At 39.4% G+C, this 14,612-nt stretch carries 20 protein-coding genes; 12 read left to right on the top strand and 8 right to left on the bottom strand.

The window, feature by feature from the left end; all coding sequences use genetic code 11:
* Positions 1 to 41: 41 nt before the first annotated feature.
* The gene (locus DUL71_RS24105) at positions 42 to 383 is read right to left on the bottom strand and encodes a hypothetical protein (RefSeq protein WP_112575995.1); all 342 of its coding nucleotides are present in this window, start codon (positions 381 to 383) and stop codon (positions 42 to 44) included.
* A 374-nt stretch (positions 384 to 757) separates the two neighbouring features.
* Here DUL71_RS24105 and DUL71_RS24100 point away from each other — a divergent pair, with 374 nt between their 5' ends.
* The gene (locus DUL71_RS24100; RefSeq protein WP_114940436.1) at positions 758 to 1,120 is read left to right on the top strand and encodes a helix-turn-helix domain-containing protein; all 363 of its coding nucleotides are present in this window, start codon (positions 758 to 760) and stop codon (positions 1,118 to 1,120) included.
* Positions 1,121 to 1,229: 109 nt separating this feature from the next.
* Here the strand turns inward: DUL71_RS24100 and DUL71_RS24095 are convergent, their stop codons facing one another.
* Positions 1,230 to 3,464 carry a tetratricopeptide repeat protein gene (locus DUL71_RS24095; RefSeq protein ID WP_114940435.1) on the bottom strand — a complete coding sequence of 745 codons (2,235 nt, stop codon included), beginning with the start codon at positions 3,462 to 3,464 and terminating at the stop codon, positions 1,230 to 1,232.
* A 206-nt stretch (positions 3,465 to 3,670) separates the two neighbouring features.
* A complete protein-coding gene (locus DUL71_RS24090) occupies positions 3,671 to 3,892 on the bottom strand; it encodes a hypothetical protein (protein WP_154402470.1) in 222 nt (73 codons plus the stop codon).
* A 283-nt stretch (positions 3,893 to 4,175) separates the two neighbouring features.
* Between DUL71_RS24090 and DUL71_RS24085 the strand changes: the two genes are divergently transcribed.
* The 8 genes from DUL71_RS24085 to DUL71_RS24045 all read left to right on the top strand — a co-directional run bounded on the left by DUL71_RS24085 (position 4,176) and on the right by DUL71_RS24045 (position 8,872).
* Entirely contained in the window at positions 4,176 to 4,895 is a 720-nt protein-coding gene (locus tag DUL71_RS24085; protein ID WP_114940433.1) for a hypothetical protein, read from the top strand.
* Between the two features lie 90 nt (positions 4,896 to 4,985).
* The gene (locus tag DUL71_RS24080; RefSeq protein ID WP_114940432.1) at positions 4,986 to 5,579 is read left to right on the top strand and encodes a TetR/AcrR family transcriptional regulator; all 594 of its coding nucleotides are present in this window, start codon (positions 4,986 to 4,988) and stop codon (positions 5,577 to 5,579) included.
* Positions 5,580 to 5,581: 2 nt separating this feature from the next.
* Positions 5,582 to 5,968, top strand: coding sequence for a VOC family protein (locus tag DUL71_RS24075; RefSeq protein WP_244228827.1), 387 nt, complete (start codon positions 5,582 to 5,584; stop codon positions 5,966 to 5,968).
* Between the two features lie 40 nt (positions 5,969 to 6,008).
* The gene (locus tag DUL71_RS24070; protein ID WP_114940431.1) at positions 6,009 to 6,290 is read left to right on the top strand and encodes a YciI family protein; all 282 of its coding nucleotides are present in this window, start codon (positions 6,009 to 6,011) and stop codon (positions 6,288 to 6,290) included.
* Between the two features lie 107 nt (positions 6,291 to 6,397).
* Positions 6,398 to 6,613: a hypothetical protein gene (locus DUL71_RS24065; RefSeq protein ID WP_114940430.1), complete on the top strand. Its 216-nt coding sequence runs from the start codon at positions 6,398 to 6,400 to the stop codon at positions 6,611 to 6,613.
* Positions 6,614 to 7,185: 572 nt separating this feature from the next.
* Positions 7,186 to 7,881, top strand: coding sequence for an outer membrane beta-barrel protein (locus DUL71_RS24055; protein ID WP_161964494.1), 696 nt, complete (start codon positions 7,186 to 7,188; stop codon positions 7,879 to 7,881).
* 79 nt (positions 7,882 to 7,960) lie between these two features.
* Positions 7,961 to 8,332, top strand: coding sequence for a DMT family protein (locus DUL71_RS24050; RefSeq protein WP_114940428.1), 372 nt, complete (start codon positions 7,961 to 7,963; stop codon positions 8,330 to 8,332).
* A 141-nt stretch (positions 8,333 to 8,473) separates the two neighbouring features.
* Positions 8,474 to 8,872 carry a GNAT family N-acetyltransferase gene (locus tag DUL71_RS24045; RefSeq protein WP_114940427.1) on the top strand — a complete coding sequence of 133 codons (399 nt, stop codon included), beginning with the start codon at positions 8,474 to 8,476 and terminating at the stop codon, positions 8,870 to 8,872.
* 43 nt (positions 8,873 to 8,915) lie between these two features.
* On the opposite strand, the gene DUL71_RS24040 is transcribed toward DUL71_RS24045, so the two are convergent.
* From DUL71_RS24040 to DUL71_RS24030, 3 genes are all read right to left on the bottom strand, one after another.
* Positions 8,916 to 9,566, bottom strand: coding sequence for a hypothetical protein (locus tag DUL71_RS24040; RefSeq protein WP_114940426.1), 651 nt, complete (start codon positions 9,564 to 9,566; stop codon positions 8,916 to 8,918).
* Between the two features lie 223 nt (positions 9,567 to 9,789).
* Positions 9,790 to 10,329 carry a DUF4269 domain-containing protein gene (locus tag DUL71_RS24035; protein WP_114940425.1) on the bottom strand — a complete coding sequence of 180 codons (540 nt, stop codon included), beginning with the start codon at positions 10,327 to 10,329 and terminating at the stop codon, positions 9,790 to 9,792.
* A 3-nt stretch (positions 10,330 to 10,332) separates the two neighbouring features.
* Positions 10,333 to 11,154: an N-acetylmuramoyl-L-alanine amidase family protein gene (locus DUL71_RS24030; RefSeq protein ID WP_244228826.1), complete on the bottom strand. Its 822-nt coding sequence runs from the start codon at positions 11,152 to 11,154 to the stop codon at positions 10,333 to 10,335.
* A 220-nt stretch (positions 11,155 to 11,374) separates the two neighbouring features.
* Here DUL71_RS24030 and DUL71_RS24025 point away from each other — a divergent pair, with 220 nt between their 5' ends.
* The 3 genes from DUL71_RS24025 to DUL71_RS24015 all read left to right on the top strand — a co-directional run bounded on the left by DUL71_RS24025 (position 11,375) and on the right by DUL71_RS24015 (position 13,565).
* Positions 11,375 to 12,196 carry an alpha/beta fold hydrolase gene (locus DUL71_RS24025; RefSeq protein ID WP_114940424.1) on the top strand — a complete coding sequence of 274 codons (822 nt, stop codon included), beginning with the start codon at positions 11,375 to 11,377 and terminating at the stop codon, positions 12,194 to 12,196.
* Between the two features lie 354 nt (positions 12,197 to 12,550).
* On the top strand, positions 12,551 to 12,811 hold the full coding sequence (locus DUL71_RS24020; protein WP_114940423.1) for a YdeI/OmpD-associated family protein: 261 nt from the start codon (positions 12,551 to 12,553) through the stop codon (positions 12,809 to 12,811).
* A gap of 178 nt (positions 12,812 to 12,989) precedes the next feature.
* Entirely contained in the window at positions 12,990 to 13,565 is a 576-nt protein-coding gene (locus DUL71_RS24015; protein ID WP_114940422.1) for a YceI family protein, read from the top strand.
* Positions 13,566 to 13,644: 79 nt separating this feature from the next.
* Here the strand turns inward: DUL71_RS24015 and DUL71_RS24010 are convergent, their stop codons facing one another.
* Both DUL71_RS24010 and DUL71_RS24005 read right to left on the bottom strand, forming a co-directional pair.
* Positions 13,645 to 13,860, bottom strand: a complete 216-nt coding sequence (locus tag DUL71_RS24010; protein WP_114940421.1) for a hypothetical protein — start codon at positions 13,858 to 13,860, stop codon at positions 13,645 to 13,647.
* A gap of 172 nt (positions 13,861 to 14,032) precedes the next feature.
* A complete protein-coding gene (locus DUL71_RS24005) occupies positions 14,033 to 14,431 on the bottom strand; it encodes a hypothetical protein (RefSeq protein WP_146750160.1) in 399 nt (132 codons plus the stop codon).
* Positions 14,432 to 14,612 lie beyond the last annotated feature (181 nt).

The following is a 14,612-nucleotide window of genomic DNA, read 5'->3' as shown; positions in this document are numbered from 1 at the left end:
AGATGCTAAATGCAGAGAGCCTGATAGCGCTACATTGTTAATCATTTTGCCTTTACCTGCTGCTGTTCTTTTTCATTTGGCTCAACAAGTACCAGTTCTTCGTTAACTTCTTCTTGTGCCTGCTGAGTAGCATAGTTCAGTTTCCTGAAACGCCATTGGGCAAAAGCCGGTTCCTGGAAACGGTTTATCAGTTTAAAGAATTTTGGGAAATTATGTACCTCTTCCAATAGCAAGCCGGTTACTATGCCATTGTTATCAAGTATTTCACGTATGGTGTATTCCTTATCTTTGGTGATCCATATCTCGAAGTCCTGACGTATTTCGGCCATCTTTTCAGGGTCTATTTTGTCATTTATACAAATTACCTTATCGCCCGGTTTCATAATAATTTCAATTTTAAGTATCCCTTTTGTTAAGAGATTGTAAATGTAAAGTTCGGCTTTTTAGGCATATTTTAAAATTTATGCATGGGGTAATTTTCAGACAAAAAAATATTCGAAAAAGTTTTAAATATTACGCAACTTTATTTTATGGGCTTCGTATTAAAATGTATAATGAGCCTTTAATATCAGGACGTTATAACTGCTCGCTGCTTTAACCTAAGCTTATTTTTATTGTCATATATAGTTTTTGTTGGTTAGTTTTACTTTAAGGTCATTTGCTGTTGGGGCATTTGACCTTTTTTATTTCTGATACTTGTCAATAAAGTAATTATATGTTGCATGGATAAACAAAATGATTATTATTGCAGTCACTTATGTCTGACGAAGCGATTATAAAACGGTTGAAGGTTGTTGTGAAAGAGCACGGCGGCCAGCTGGGGCTTGCCGGAGCTATTGGTGTTGACCAGGGTTTTATTAGTAAGGTGATCAATAAAAAGCAGGATATCAGCTATTATCTGATCCGGAAGCTTTGTTTTCAACTTAAATATTCGCCCGAATGGTTGATCCTCGGTACCGGCGAAAAAATGATCAATAAACCTGAATCTGCTAAACTAATTACCGAAATACAGATGATGCGTACCGAGGTTGATATTTTGCAGGCCCGGATGCGTGCCTACGAAATGGAACTAAAGGACTTGCGCGAACAATTACATATAGAGGATAAGAAAGCGGTATAACCGCATTAAAATCCGTTTAAATGTAAAAGCCCCTTTCGGGGCTTGGTTGTTATTTATAGATCAGTTAATAGTTACTTATTTTACGGATATTGTAAATAAAAAGTTATACTTATTTGCAATATTTTGATATTAAATCCGGTGCTTCCTTCGAGCCCATGCTTAAAGCTTTATTAATATCTGCGCAGCCCTCTGTTTTATCACTGAGCGCTAATTTGGCAAGGCCTCTTTGTAAATAAGCCCTGCTGTTTTTGGGATCGAGACCTATAGCTGTATTGCAATCCAAAACAGCGCCGTTGGGATCTTTTAAATTTATTTTGGCAATTGCCCTGTCAATATATAAATCCGGATTGCTTGGAGCTATTTTAAACGCGGCGGTAAAATCATCTTTTACGCCCTGGGCATCGCCAAGGTAACTTTTGGCAATTGCACCACGGGAGTATGCTTTTATGCTGGTATCATTCATGTAGGCAGCGTTGTGAAAATCGTCTGCCGCGCCGGCATAATCTTTAATGGCCATTTTAACATCGCCCCTGATTAAGAAAGTTTCATCGTTGGAGTAAATTGAAACGGCACGGTCAAGATCAGCAAGGGCGCCCTTATAATTTTTGAGTTTGGCTTTTACAAAACCCCTTGCCTGCCATACCAATGCGGTAGAGTCGGATAAGGAATCGATTTTGAGCGCACTGCTCAAGTCAGTGATTGCGCCACTATTGTCTTCGGCATCGGCTTTGGCTAGGGCCCGTTTTAATAGCAGTGTGATATTTTTAGGGGCTTTAAGTACGCCTGCATTATAATCGGCCATAGCCCCTTTGGTATCACCGATGGCGGCTTTTGCCTCTCCCCGATAAAGATAGAAATTAACATTTGCTGGGTTAAGCGCTATAGCAGCACTAAACAGCTGTATGCCGTTATTGGTATACTTATAGAAGTTATTGATTTTACCTAATCGCGCGTACCCATTTTGCTGCTGGGGCGCAATGCTGATGAGTTTTTCAAGATCTTTTACCGCTCCGGCATGATCGCTTAGTTTTGTTTTTTCGATGGCGCGGTTTAAAAAGGCATAGGTGTAAACGGGGTTTACGGCAATGGCCTTGGTATAATCATTAATAGCCGCTACTGGTACTCCTAAATCACGGTAGGCATCGCCGCGCGCGAGGTAAGCCTCATCGCTTTTGCTATTGAGGCTTATTGCTTTGGTTAAATCGGCAATAACCCCAACGGTATCCTTCATGGCCATTTTAGCTTTACTTAAGCTTATGTATGCGCTAATGCTATTGGGATTAATATCAATTGCCGATTGGGCATCATCTTTTGCACCTTCATTATCACCCAATGCCAGTTTTGCAAATGAACGGCTTTGATAGGCCTCGCCGTTTTTTGGGTCGAGTTCAATAGTTTTATTAAAATCGTCTAAAGCACCCTGGTTGTCTTTCTTGCCACTTTTGATAACCCCGCGCGACATATACAGGTTGGCATTTTGAGGCGATTGCGCGATAGCTTTGTTGAAGTAGTCAAGCGCGGTATTGGTATCTCCCGTATTGCTTTGCGCATTGGCCATATAAAGCAAAAGATTTTTAAGGTTAGGGTTTATGGCCGCGGCTTTCTTATAATCTTCAATAGCACCTTTATTGTCATTTAATTTAGCCCGGGTATTCGCCCTGTAAAAATAAGCTTCGGCGTTATTAGGGTTAAGCGACAGCGTTTTGGTATAATCAGCAATAGCGCCATTATAGTCATTTAGGCTGGCTTTGCTGCCTGCCCGGTATTGATATACCTCGACACTGTTGGGGCTAAGTTTTATGGCCAGGCTATAATCGGCAATAGCACCGATAAAATCGTTGTTATTGTTTTTGGCAAGTCCCCTGTATTTGTACAGTTCGGCATCGTTTGGCGTAAATTGAAGCGCGGTTGTAAAATCAGCAATAGCGCCTACATTATCGCCCATATTACTTTTGGCATTGCCCCTGTAGTGGAACATGTCTGCAGTTTTTGGCCCCCGTGCTATGGCTTTATCAAAATCGACGATTGCTGCCTGGTAATCCTGTACGGCGGCTTCTGCGTTAGCCTTGTAAAGGTAGCCGTTAGCTAGTTCGGGCTTTAGCGCAAGGGCTTGGGTATAGTCATTGATAGCCGCCTTGTAATCTTTAATATTGCCATAGGCATTCGCCCTGTAGTAAAAAACTTCAGCGTTTTGATTGTTAAGTTCTATAGCGCGCGTAAAATCCTGGATGGCCCCCTTATAATCTTTGGCGTTGGCTTTTGAGTTGCCTTCCTGGATGTATGAGCCTGCAGTTTGGGCGAGTGAGTATAGTGGCAGAAAAAGTAGAAATAGAATTTTTTTCATGAACGCGATAGCGGTTTACCAAATATCAATAAAAAAACTATTATTGAACATGGCAAAACTTATACCATCATGAAATACTGTATAACTAATAAGAAATTAAGGGTAGTATTGTGGGGCTTTAAAGTAAAATTGGGGCATAAAAACCCCAATTTTAAAGCAGGCTTTGTAAGCCCAACCTAAATACTTTTATTTTTTGTATAGACTGTTCAGGAAAATGAAGCTTCGTTAGCTGGAGCCTGATTGCGTTTTTTTCCGTATGCTATAGCCGCGGTGCAAAGTGAAATGCAAAGTAGCAATGCTACTTCAATCGCTACATGAACTACCGGAACTTTACCAGGGAAATTTGACAATAAAAAGCCGGCATCCGGAACCAATAAGCCCACAAGCGGGAAGCAGAAGAACATTCTTAATATTATTAATTTTTCCATAATTATTAACATTTAGTATGATAATGCTAAGGTAGGGATTATTTCTTTATAATTTAAATAAAAATAATTAATTATTGTTTCGAAACTCGAAATGACTTGTTTAAGTCGGCTTTATCGTCGTTTTGTAAAAATGGTATCCATTGCGTGGTAATTATTAGTTAATCAGAATAGGAACAGGCGATGCTGCTTATTGTTTTAACGGGGATGGCTTTTATTTCAAACACACATTTAAATTGCCGGATTTAAGTAATTTAGTTGCACAAAAACCTTATTGCAAATAGCGATGGAAGCTCAGAAATTTAAGATTGGCCAGGCCGGATATGAGGCGTCAAAGAAAAATACGGTAATTTGGGCAATAACTGCAATAGTTATTGTTATAATAGCTTTCGGTTATTATACTTATGAGCCGCGTAACGGAGCAGACGCCATGTGGGTTGGTTTGCTGGTTTTTTTAATATTACTTTACGGATTTCTTGTTTTCCGGATATTAAAAAAGTTAAAAGCAGCATATGATAGTTATGTTATTACCATCGACGAATTGACGATTACCCGTGAGCAAAAGAATTTGTTGCCAAGATCTATCCTGCTTTCTGATATAACTGCTATTATAAAAAGTACCAACGGCGCTTTTACAATCAAGGGTAAAACTAATGATCCGGCCAATACCATAATTATCTCTAAACTGATAGATGATAGGGAAGCATTGGCGTTAGTGTTAGAGGGAATAAAGCCGATAACTGTTAATACCCGGCCTACATTTAAAGAAAAATATGGCCGTTGGGTTTCAATTGCTATTTTACTACCGCTTTTAGGTGTATACCTTATAGATAATAAGATTGTAGTTAGTATTTGTGCCGCGTTTTCGGTGGTACTGTATACTGTGGCCTTTTTCAAGGTACTTAAAAACAAGGACGGGATGAGTAAGCCCAGAAAAAGTTTGATCAGTATTGTGTGGCTGCTGCTGTTGGTTTTAGCTATATCTTACTTTAAGCTTATTGCGTAAATAATTTGTTCCACGACAAAATGGTCGTTTGAGGATTATTTGAACATTTTACTTTTAAATAAGCGAACGCTCACTTATATTTGTATTGAAATGAGACCACGCGACGAACATAAAGAGCAGCAGATACGCCAGAAAGCTATTGAAATGATAGTTGCCGAAGGGCTTGACGGCTTTGGTGTCAACAAGCTCGCGAAGGCAGCAGGTGTATCACCGGCAACCATTTATATTTATCATAAAGATAAAGAAGAGCTAATCAGTAGCCTTTGTGTTAGTGTAGCGGAAAAGATGATGGCTTTTAGTCTCAGGAGTTTTTCGCCCGATATGGATTTTGCAGAGGGATTAAAGGTGCAATGGCGTAACCGGCTTGAATATTTTATGGAATGCCCGTTGGATATGGAGTTCATTGAAATTATGCGTTACACTCATTTTTATGAAAAGGTAACCGCCATGCTTACAGTTAGCTTTGGGCAAATTTTAGGCGTGTTTATGCGTAACGCCGAAGAAAAACAACAATTGGTGCCATTACCTTTTGAGGTTTACTGGGCAATTGCTTATGCGCCGCTTTATCAGCTCATCAAATTTCACAACCAGGGCAATAGTTATGTTAACAGCAGTTTTACACTTGATGATAAACTGATGGAGCAAACACTTGGCCTGGTATTAAAAGCATTAAAACCATTATAATTATGTCCATTACCAATATTAAGCTTAATCACATTAATTTGCCGGTAACGGATGTGCAGGCAAGTTCCTTGTTTTTTGAGCAATACTTTCAATTTAAGTGCACCGGTGTAAAGGGCAATAATATGCTGGCTATAATGGAAGGTAAGGACGGGTTTATCCTGGTGCTCATGGCCGATACCTTTAACCGTAATGGCAACAACAGCTATCCCGATGCCTTTCATATTGGTTTTTTAGTTGATAGCCATGAACAGGTAACCGAGGTTTACGATCGCCTGGTTGCAGGTGGCGTCAATGTGACGCAGGCCCCGGCTTCTTTGCGTGGCGGCTACGGGTTTTATTTTAACGCTCCGGGTAATATCCTTACCGAGGTTACCTGTTTAGCTTCATAGGTTTAGTAATTAAATATCTGCAATAAGAAAAAGCAATTTTATGGTACATGCATCAGCCTATAAAGATCCGCATCACGTGATGCTGTTTTTTGAAGAAATTACCAACGCCACAAATAGCCAGCAATGTTTAACCGATAGGGTAGGTTATTATGATGAGCTTAAAAACAATGGTAAGGTGGTTATAAGCGGCAACTTCTGGAACCAGGATAAAAACTTTGTAATTGTTTCGGTATCAAATGATGATGAGCTTTTGCATATCATCGAAAATGATCCGGCGATTAAACAAAATGTACTTGAACTGGTAAAAGCAATGCCTTTTTAACCCTTTTAAATAGGTATAAATACGTAGTGCAAAATGGGTGAAAATACGGGGTGTATCCGGCTTGCATAACTTGTATATTGCGCAATAGTTTTGTGTAACTAATGCCTATGGAACCTTTTGAACTAAAAGTTAATACGCGAACTTATAAAATTATTCCCTCAGTTGCTAATCACACTACCTTTAGTGTGTTAAACTACTCTGCTTTTTACACCATAACCAGGTTAACAAAAGGTTATTGGGAGATTATTGAGCACCGTTTTGGGGATCATTTAATTCCTTTGCAGGAAATTGGCCGCTCAATAGAAGAGTACTATCAACTCTGACCCATTCAAGACCGGTAAAATATTTTTTTAATCATATCGAAAATAAATGTTTACTAAAAGGAAATATTTATTTTTTATTATTCGCAAAAGTTGTAAATTAGACGTATTAACTGACACCTATCTCTCTTATGGAAAAATTAGCAATTTTAAGGTTGTTTGCAGGCTTTCCATTGTTTGGCTTGTTGCTACCTGATATCGCCACTTTTATTGTTGGCTCCTTTAAAAATATTTCACCATTTCATATTTACATTGAGTGCTCTTTGCTGGTTTTTATAATCGCCTGCACACTGGGCATAGCTTACCTGCGAAAGCTCAGGGATACAACTGATTCACAGTTGCAATAATAATTTGCCGGCTTTAAGCTGATACAAACAGATCATTATAAACCTATATATAGTTTAGTACCCCTTAATGCGCCATTGCCCGGTTTACAAAGCCGGGCTTTTTTGTGGTTTTGTATTGTTATGAAATTAATTTAGTGTTTCTGATTAACTTAATTTTCTTATTTTTACGGGTAAATGACCCCTAAACACCATTATCCAAAATCTCCCCAAAGGTTTTCCCTGCTGCTCATGAAAAATCCTGTTTTCTTTTTTAAGCTATCATTAATAGTTGTTTTGTTTTTGTGCTTTAGCAATGCCATTGCACAGCGTCGGTCTAACCGGGCTTTAACTTATGGCGGTGGCGGAAGTGGTGCTGTTAACTTTAGCGATGGCTGGGGCATAGCAGTTGGTACGGGGGCCGAGATTCCAACAGGTAGTTTTAATTCTACTTTTAAATCTGCAATTAATTTTAATGCCAGCGTTTACAGGTTTTTGGGTCCACTTACGGTGAGCTTAAACGGTGGATACACCAACTTTAGGCCGCACGAATATTTTATTTCTGAAACAGATGAAGCAAGCGGGGTTACTGCCAATACCTATTATGCCGATATGCCCGTAATTTCCATTTATGCAGGAGCGGCTTATAACATTGATATAGCAGATAACTTCAGGGTTTATGGTGGTGCTAATTTAGGGCTGTATTTTACTGACTTTGCGGTAGCCTATGAAATTGATGGCATCGATCCTTTTGTTTACGATAAATGGTCGCAATCATTATATTATGCTCCCAAGGTTGGGATAGCTTTTCCTTTAACGCCTAACTTGGGTATCAATATCGAATCTAAGTATAACTTCTTTTCTCAGAAACTAACTTTGGGCGATGCATCCGGCTCAACAAACTGGAACTCGCTTTCACTTGGTGCACAGCTGGTGTTTAAGTTTTAAACGGGCGGCGTAACAAAGCAGGGGCTGGTGTGTTATGTATCTCAATTTACTGATATTTGCACCATAACATTTTGTATTAATGAAAGGCTTGCGCACAGTTTCATTCCTGTTTATATCCAACACCTTTATGACCTTCGCCTGGTACGGACACCTTAAGTTTAAGGAGTACGATTGGGGCAAAAACCTGAGCTTGATAGCCATTATACTAATAAGCTGGGGGCTGGCTTTTTTTGAATATCTGTTCCAGGTGCCGGCCAATGAAGGTGGCTTTAAGGAAAACGGCGGACCTTTTACACTGGTTGAGCTGAAAACTATTCAGGAGGCTATTACGCTTACCGTATTTATGATATTTACCACCCTGCTTTTCAAAAACGAAAAACTGGGCTGGAACCACCTGGTTGGCTTCGGTCTTATTGTGTTGGCTGTGTTTGTCATTTTCAAAAAATGGTGATCAGGCTGTACTAATTACTCCTATTAAGTTATTTCCATTTCATTTCGGCTGGACTACCTGCTTTCTTAATTCTGGCGTAGTGGTGTAGTACAGTTGCTGCTTACATTTGATGTATAAGCAAGTAAACAAATAAACTACAATATGGAAATAACTTACAAAACAGGAACAATGCCAACAGCTCAACAAGTGATAGAGCTTTATGATAACGCCGGACTGAAACGCCCAACCCACGATGCCGAACGAATTGCCAGGATGTACCAAAATTCAAATCTGGTAGTAAGCGCATGGGATGACGATAAACTGGTGGGCGTGTCACGCGCGTTAACTGATTTTTGCTACAGTTGCTATTTATCAGATTTGGCGGTTACTAAAGATTATCAAAAAGAAGGTATTGGAAAAAAACTGCTTGAACTAACCAAGGAGGCCATCGGTGATGAAACTATGCTTTTGCTGCTTTCGGCTACTACAGCTATGGAGTATTATCCTAAGGTAGGTATGGAAACCGTTCATAACGGGTTTATTATCCACCGTACAAAATAAAATGAGGGCAGGATTTCATTATCCTGCCCCCGAAGCTTAGCGCTTATTTCCCTCCAAAAGTATAAAATACAGATAACGACAATCCGTCATTTATTAAATTGAAAAAGACATTGTCGCCACTTCCAATCTGGCCTGTATCATCTTTTAGCTTACTATGCTGATAGGAAACATTTGCTAACATTGCCGATACACCAAGTTTTTTTACCGGATAATAAACAAGGGCCATATTTGCTCCAACTGAATAATTATCGGTTTTATTTTTGGTGACATTGCCGGCGTCTATCGATTTAAAGTCACTACGGCTATATCCCAGGTACGGGCCTGCGCGCAAGCCTAATTTATCGCCAAACATAAAATACTTGCGCATAAAGAGGCTTGCCCTATATTGATGCGATGTTTGATTGCTTGAGTAACTGCTGTTGTTATTGTCCTGTTTAGTATAACCATAATTGGCACTTAAACCTATGTCAAGCTTATCTGCTATAAAATAGCTGTAGGTGGGGCCAAAGTTAAAATTGGTGACTTTAAAATCGGAATTGTACGGGCCACCACCTGGCACAACATAGTTTTGCGATGACTTCTGATGCAGAAACAGCAAATCGGTACCAATGGTTTGTGAGCCTTTTTCAGTTTGCGCTTTTGAAATTTGAAATACCAGCAGGAGCACCGGGATTACGATAAGGATTTTTTTCATTTGTGTTTGTGTTTTGGTTTTATTGAGTCCCTGAAACGGCGAAACACAAAAGATATTTTGCTAAAAAGTGCCTTTAGATAATATTTATAAAATAAATTTTTATTTGGTTTTAGGCGAATAATATAAGCTTTAAAAGTTCGTTTTAACCCGTTATGTTGCTTTGATGCCTTAAATAAATATTACACTATTGATAATAAATATCATAAGGGAGCGTAATGATTGGTTACATTTCAAGATCAAGAAGACTAAGATAGGGATCACCAATTAGACCAAGCGCCTTTGCAAATGCAGGCTCGGTTTTATAACCCTGATTTTTCAAATCTACTATTTGTTTCCTGAATAATTCTCCATTTTGCTGAAGTAGATGATGTTCTACTATCATATGCCGGTAGGCCATTTGTTGTTTTACGGGGATGTTTTGTCCGAATATTTCAATTGGCCAGCCATCTGTTGTAAATGAGGCCAATATCGCTTGTTCCTGGTTTATCAGAAGTCCCTGCAAGGTAAAATCCGCAAATGCCGAAAAGTGTTGTGTTAGACATGCCCTGAAATCGTCTTCACTTTTATAATAGCAAATAATGTCAAGGTCGCTGCTTGCAATATCAATGTTAAGGGGAATTGTGCCGGCTAATAGGGGAGAGAATCCAGAAAGGAACTCGACAAACCGGTATTTTGTAAGCAATCGGTAAGCTTCCTGCTGGCGTACAGTTCCACCGGCCAAATAGGTGATGCTATCAAATTTATTGGTTACTGTATTTGTCAAGCATCAGTTTCCTTCCAGATTATTGCGGTATTGCTTTAAGGCGGTCAGTATCGACCGTACAATTTCATTTTGCCCGCTGGCCGAGTTCAGGTATTCTTCGTCGGTCGGGTTATTGATAAAGCCGGTTTCAACCAGTACTGCCGGCATGCCGCTTTGGGCCAGTACTAAAACCCCCTGTTCTTTTACACCCAAACTATGCCTGCCATTGGCTTTGCGGAATTGGTTATCTACTAAATCGCCAAATTGGATACTCTGTTTACGATATTTTTGTTGAAAGGCGTTTAGCACTATAGTGTTCACCGCTGCATTATCGCCATAGCCGTTGTATTTTTCCTTATAATCCTTTTCAATAAAAATCGAAGCATTTTCGCGCAAAGCCTCGCGCTGTTCCTGACTGCGGTGAAAACCGTAAACAAGTAAGAGCGTACCCCTTGATGATCCTTTGCGCTGAGGCGAGGAGTTACAATGGATGGAAATAAACAGGTTGCCGTTATTATCGTTAGCTATATCGGTACGTTTGTGTAACTCAATAAAAACATCGGTACTGCGGGTCATGACCACTTTAATGCCACTCATTTCGTCGTTTATAGCATCTCTCAGTTTTTTGGCGATACTTAAAGAAACGTTTTTCTCCTTTGAGTAAGCGCCGTGCGATCCAGGATCCTTACCTCCGTGTCCGGCATCGATAATTACCGTTTTAAACTTAAAATGATTGGCCGATGTAGCGACACTTTGCTGAGCAAAACAATTGCCCGGCGTGAACAGGGACATCAGGAAAAAAAGCGGGGCTGTTATTATAAGTTGCTTAGGAAAGGCTGCAGGCATGAACAATGTATGTATACGGTTTATAAACATTTCATTCTATAATAGTTACAGGTATGATATTGTTTTGACCGTATGGTTTAAAAAGTACTTTTGTTAAAGTGCACAAATATAATACATGTTTGATTTACAGCATTATCTAAAAAATAATTAAAGTACGTTGCAACCAAACGCAGAACTGTGCATTATAGGTGTATATTTAATGGACTTAAATCGGGCGATCATGATATTAAAAAAGCTATTGTTAGTAGTATTGGTATGCCAGGCGTTTATGGCCTGCAGTCAGCAAAAAGGTATTGTTTATGGCGATAACGCTGCTGCCGGTAAATACTACGACGTTAGGGGGATAAAACTTTATACGGAGGTTTATGGCAAAGGCAAACCTTTGTTGATGATACATGGCAATGGCGGCAGTATCAACGCTTTTGAAAAAAACATACCATATTTTGCTAAAAAATATAAGGTTATAGCTGTCGATAGCAGGGCACATGGTAAATCAACCGATCCGCGCGACTCGCTGACCTTTGAAATGATGGCCGATGATTTTGCTGCCTTGCTCGATATAATGCATATTGATTCGGCTTATGTAATAGGCTGGAGCGATGGCGGGATCAATGCATTGGTACTGGCCATGAGGCATCCCGAAAAAGTGATAAAACTGGCTTCTACAGGTGCCAATCTCTGGCCCGATTCTACAGCCCTTATCCCTTCATTATGGAAAGATATGGAGAAGGAATATGCCGCTAAAAAGGACTACCATTTCACAACCGCTAAGGAAAAAAACGACAGGAAGATCTTTATGCTTGACTATAAAGAACCCAATATCAAGTTGTCGGCTCTGAAAGCTATTAAATGTCCTTCGCTCATTATTGCAGGCGATCATGATCTCATTGTAACAACGCACACCGTTCAGATAGCTGAAAATATCACTAATTCTTATTTGTGGATCCTGCCCAATTCGGGCCATGGCACCCTGGTTGAACATGCTGATGAGTTTAATAAAAAGGTAGATGAGTTTTTTGAGCAGCCGTTTCATCGGCATTAGGGCAGCCCCTAAAAAAGATAGCCTCACTTTTAGGCGGGGCTATCTCACATAATTACTTTAATTTTTGGTAAAATCTCAATTATAGTTGAATAACAACCGTATTTATTTTAGGTTTTATAAAATTTAAGTTACACTTATCTTTTCTCTAAATGCCTTATAATAATAAAGAAGGAGCATCGTTTTTACTATATTCAATTATAAGCTAACCTGCGGCTTTTACTGTTTTTAATTAATAGTAATATGGAATCAAAAAAACAAAGGTTGCTTGTTGACACGCTTTTAGCCATCTCTTTTCTGTTAATAATTTTACTTGCGGTAATTATGGTGCTGCAGCCCGATGTATTGCCCCAGTAAATGTTATCTTTAGCCGTAAATCAACCGATACAAAAGATCATGCTTAAAGCCGGCGAACATATTGAAGGTACCCCTGCCGAATTACAGGTATTGCTTGACAGCGATGCTGAAGCCAACGAATTTTTTGAGAGCCTGGCTAAATCATACAAACAAGGATATTGCGACTGGGTAGGTTCGGCCAAGCAGGAAGCCACACGGAAAATAAGGGCTGATAAGGCCATGATCATGCTCCGCAACAAGCAAAAGACCTTAAAAACCTAAGGGCAAAAACTCTTCAAAAATTGCTGATTACACTTGCATATTCTACTAAATTGGTAGTATATTGTCATCCGATTTTAATAAAAAGATGTTTAAACATCTTTTTTGTTTGAAGTCCCGATCATTTGTATACTTTTGAACCATAAATCAAAAACAAAAAAGAAATTTAAAGATTAAAACAATGAAAAAGATTCTTATCCTGTTAGCAGCAGCATTCTCTTACACGGCAGCATCAGCACAAACTACCTGGTCTGTAGACAAAGCGCATTCAAACGTTAAATTTACTGTAACCCACTTAATGGTATCTGACGTTGACGGTATATTTAAAAACTACGATGCAACTATCACCGCCGCTAAACCGGATTTCAGCGATGCTAAATTCCAGATCAGCATACAAACAGCTTCAGTGACTACTGACAACGATCAGCGCGATAAACACATCACCAGCCCTGACTTTTTTGATGTGGCTACTTACCCAACCCTTACTTTCACCAGCACTGCTATCACCAAAACATCTGATAAGCACTACAAACTTACCGGTAACTTAACTTTACACGGTGTAACTAAACCGGCTTCATTTGATTTATGGTACCGTGGTACTATCCAAAACCCAATGAGCAAAGCTGATGACGCAGGTTTCCAGTTAACCGGTACTATCAAACGTTCTGACTTTAACTTCGGTTCAAAATTCGGTAACGCCATGGTAAGCGACGAAGTAACTATTAAAGCTAACGGTGAGTTTGGCAAAGCCAAATAATCTGAAAAATATATTAACAGGAACGGCGCGGATAACCCGCGCCGTTTTTTTGTTTTATTAAGGTATGGGACGTCCGATTTTAGGAACGCTGGTACTGAACTTTCAGGTCCTGCTTTTTTTGACGACGGATTATCAATGTACAAATACCGATGATGGCAACAAGGGCCGCTCCGGAAACGATATGAATAAAAGGTATTTTAAAGTCGGGGTTAATAAATGTTTCGGTAATATCCGGAATAATGATGGCGATGAGGGGTAAACAAGAGAACAGCCTCAGGAATCCGAGTTTTTTCATAAAAAAGTGATAACAGGTGTTAAGTGCAATTCAGCATTGCAAATATGCCATTATTCATGCTTTTATGAAATACCCGTATTGAGGTATATTCACAACCAGTATTGCTAAACTGCTGATTAACTGAATGTTTTTGGAGTGTTGTTTTAGATACCCGGGAGAAAAACAGAGTAAATTAAGCGTTGCGGGATACCAATTGTTTCAGGATATTAAACCAAAGCTGGTTTTTTGCGCCAAAAAGGGTATGATCAACAATAAGATATAAGGTTTTCAATTCTTCTTTAAGCCTGTAGCGTAACCTTAGTGGTTGCCAGAATAAACCGCTGCTGCGCACCATCGAGCGTTTGTAAAACTCATCGAATCCTAAGTACAGCTGCTCCAGGCTGTCAAGCGGGATATGCTCATAACCATCGCCATCAAGTACAATGCTTTTAGGGGTAAGTATAATTTCGCCGGTATGGTGGTGTGGCGGTGCCGTAAATGCAAATAATGCGCCTCCGTCGTTAGCCACCCCTAATGTGCCCAGGTCATAATCATGACTCCACATTACCTTTCCTATTCTCAATATCTGCATGTTATAAACTTCGGCAATATAAACGGCAATTGCAATAGATTGTTATCATCATAGTTTCATTTTGTTACAATAATGTTAATAAAGCCCGGCATTACTGTTTTTATATGCTAAACGTAAATTCCCTATCTTTGGTTTCCGGGAAAAACTTTCCTTTTAAACAGAATCTATCAGTTACTTTCAC

Origin of the sequence: Mucilaginibacter endophyticus (genome assembly GCF_003351025.1) — a bacterium.
GTDB classification, from domain to species: domain Bacteria; phylum Bacteroidota; class Bacteroidia; order Sphingobacteriales; family Sphingobacteriaceae; genus Mucilaginibacter; species Mucilaginibacter endophyticus.
This window is presented reverse-complemented; position numbering and strand designations above follow the sequence as displayed.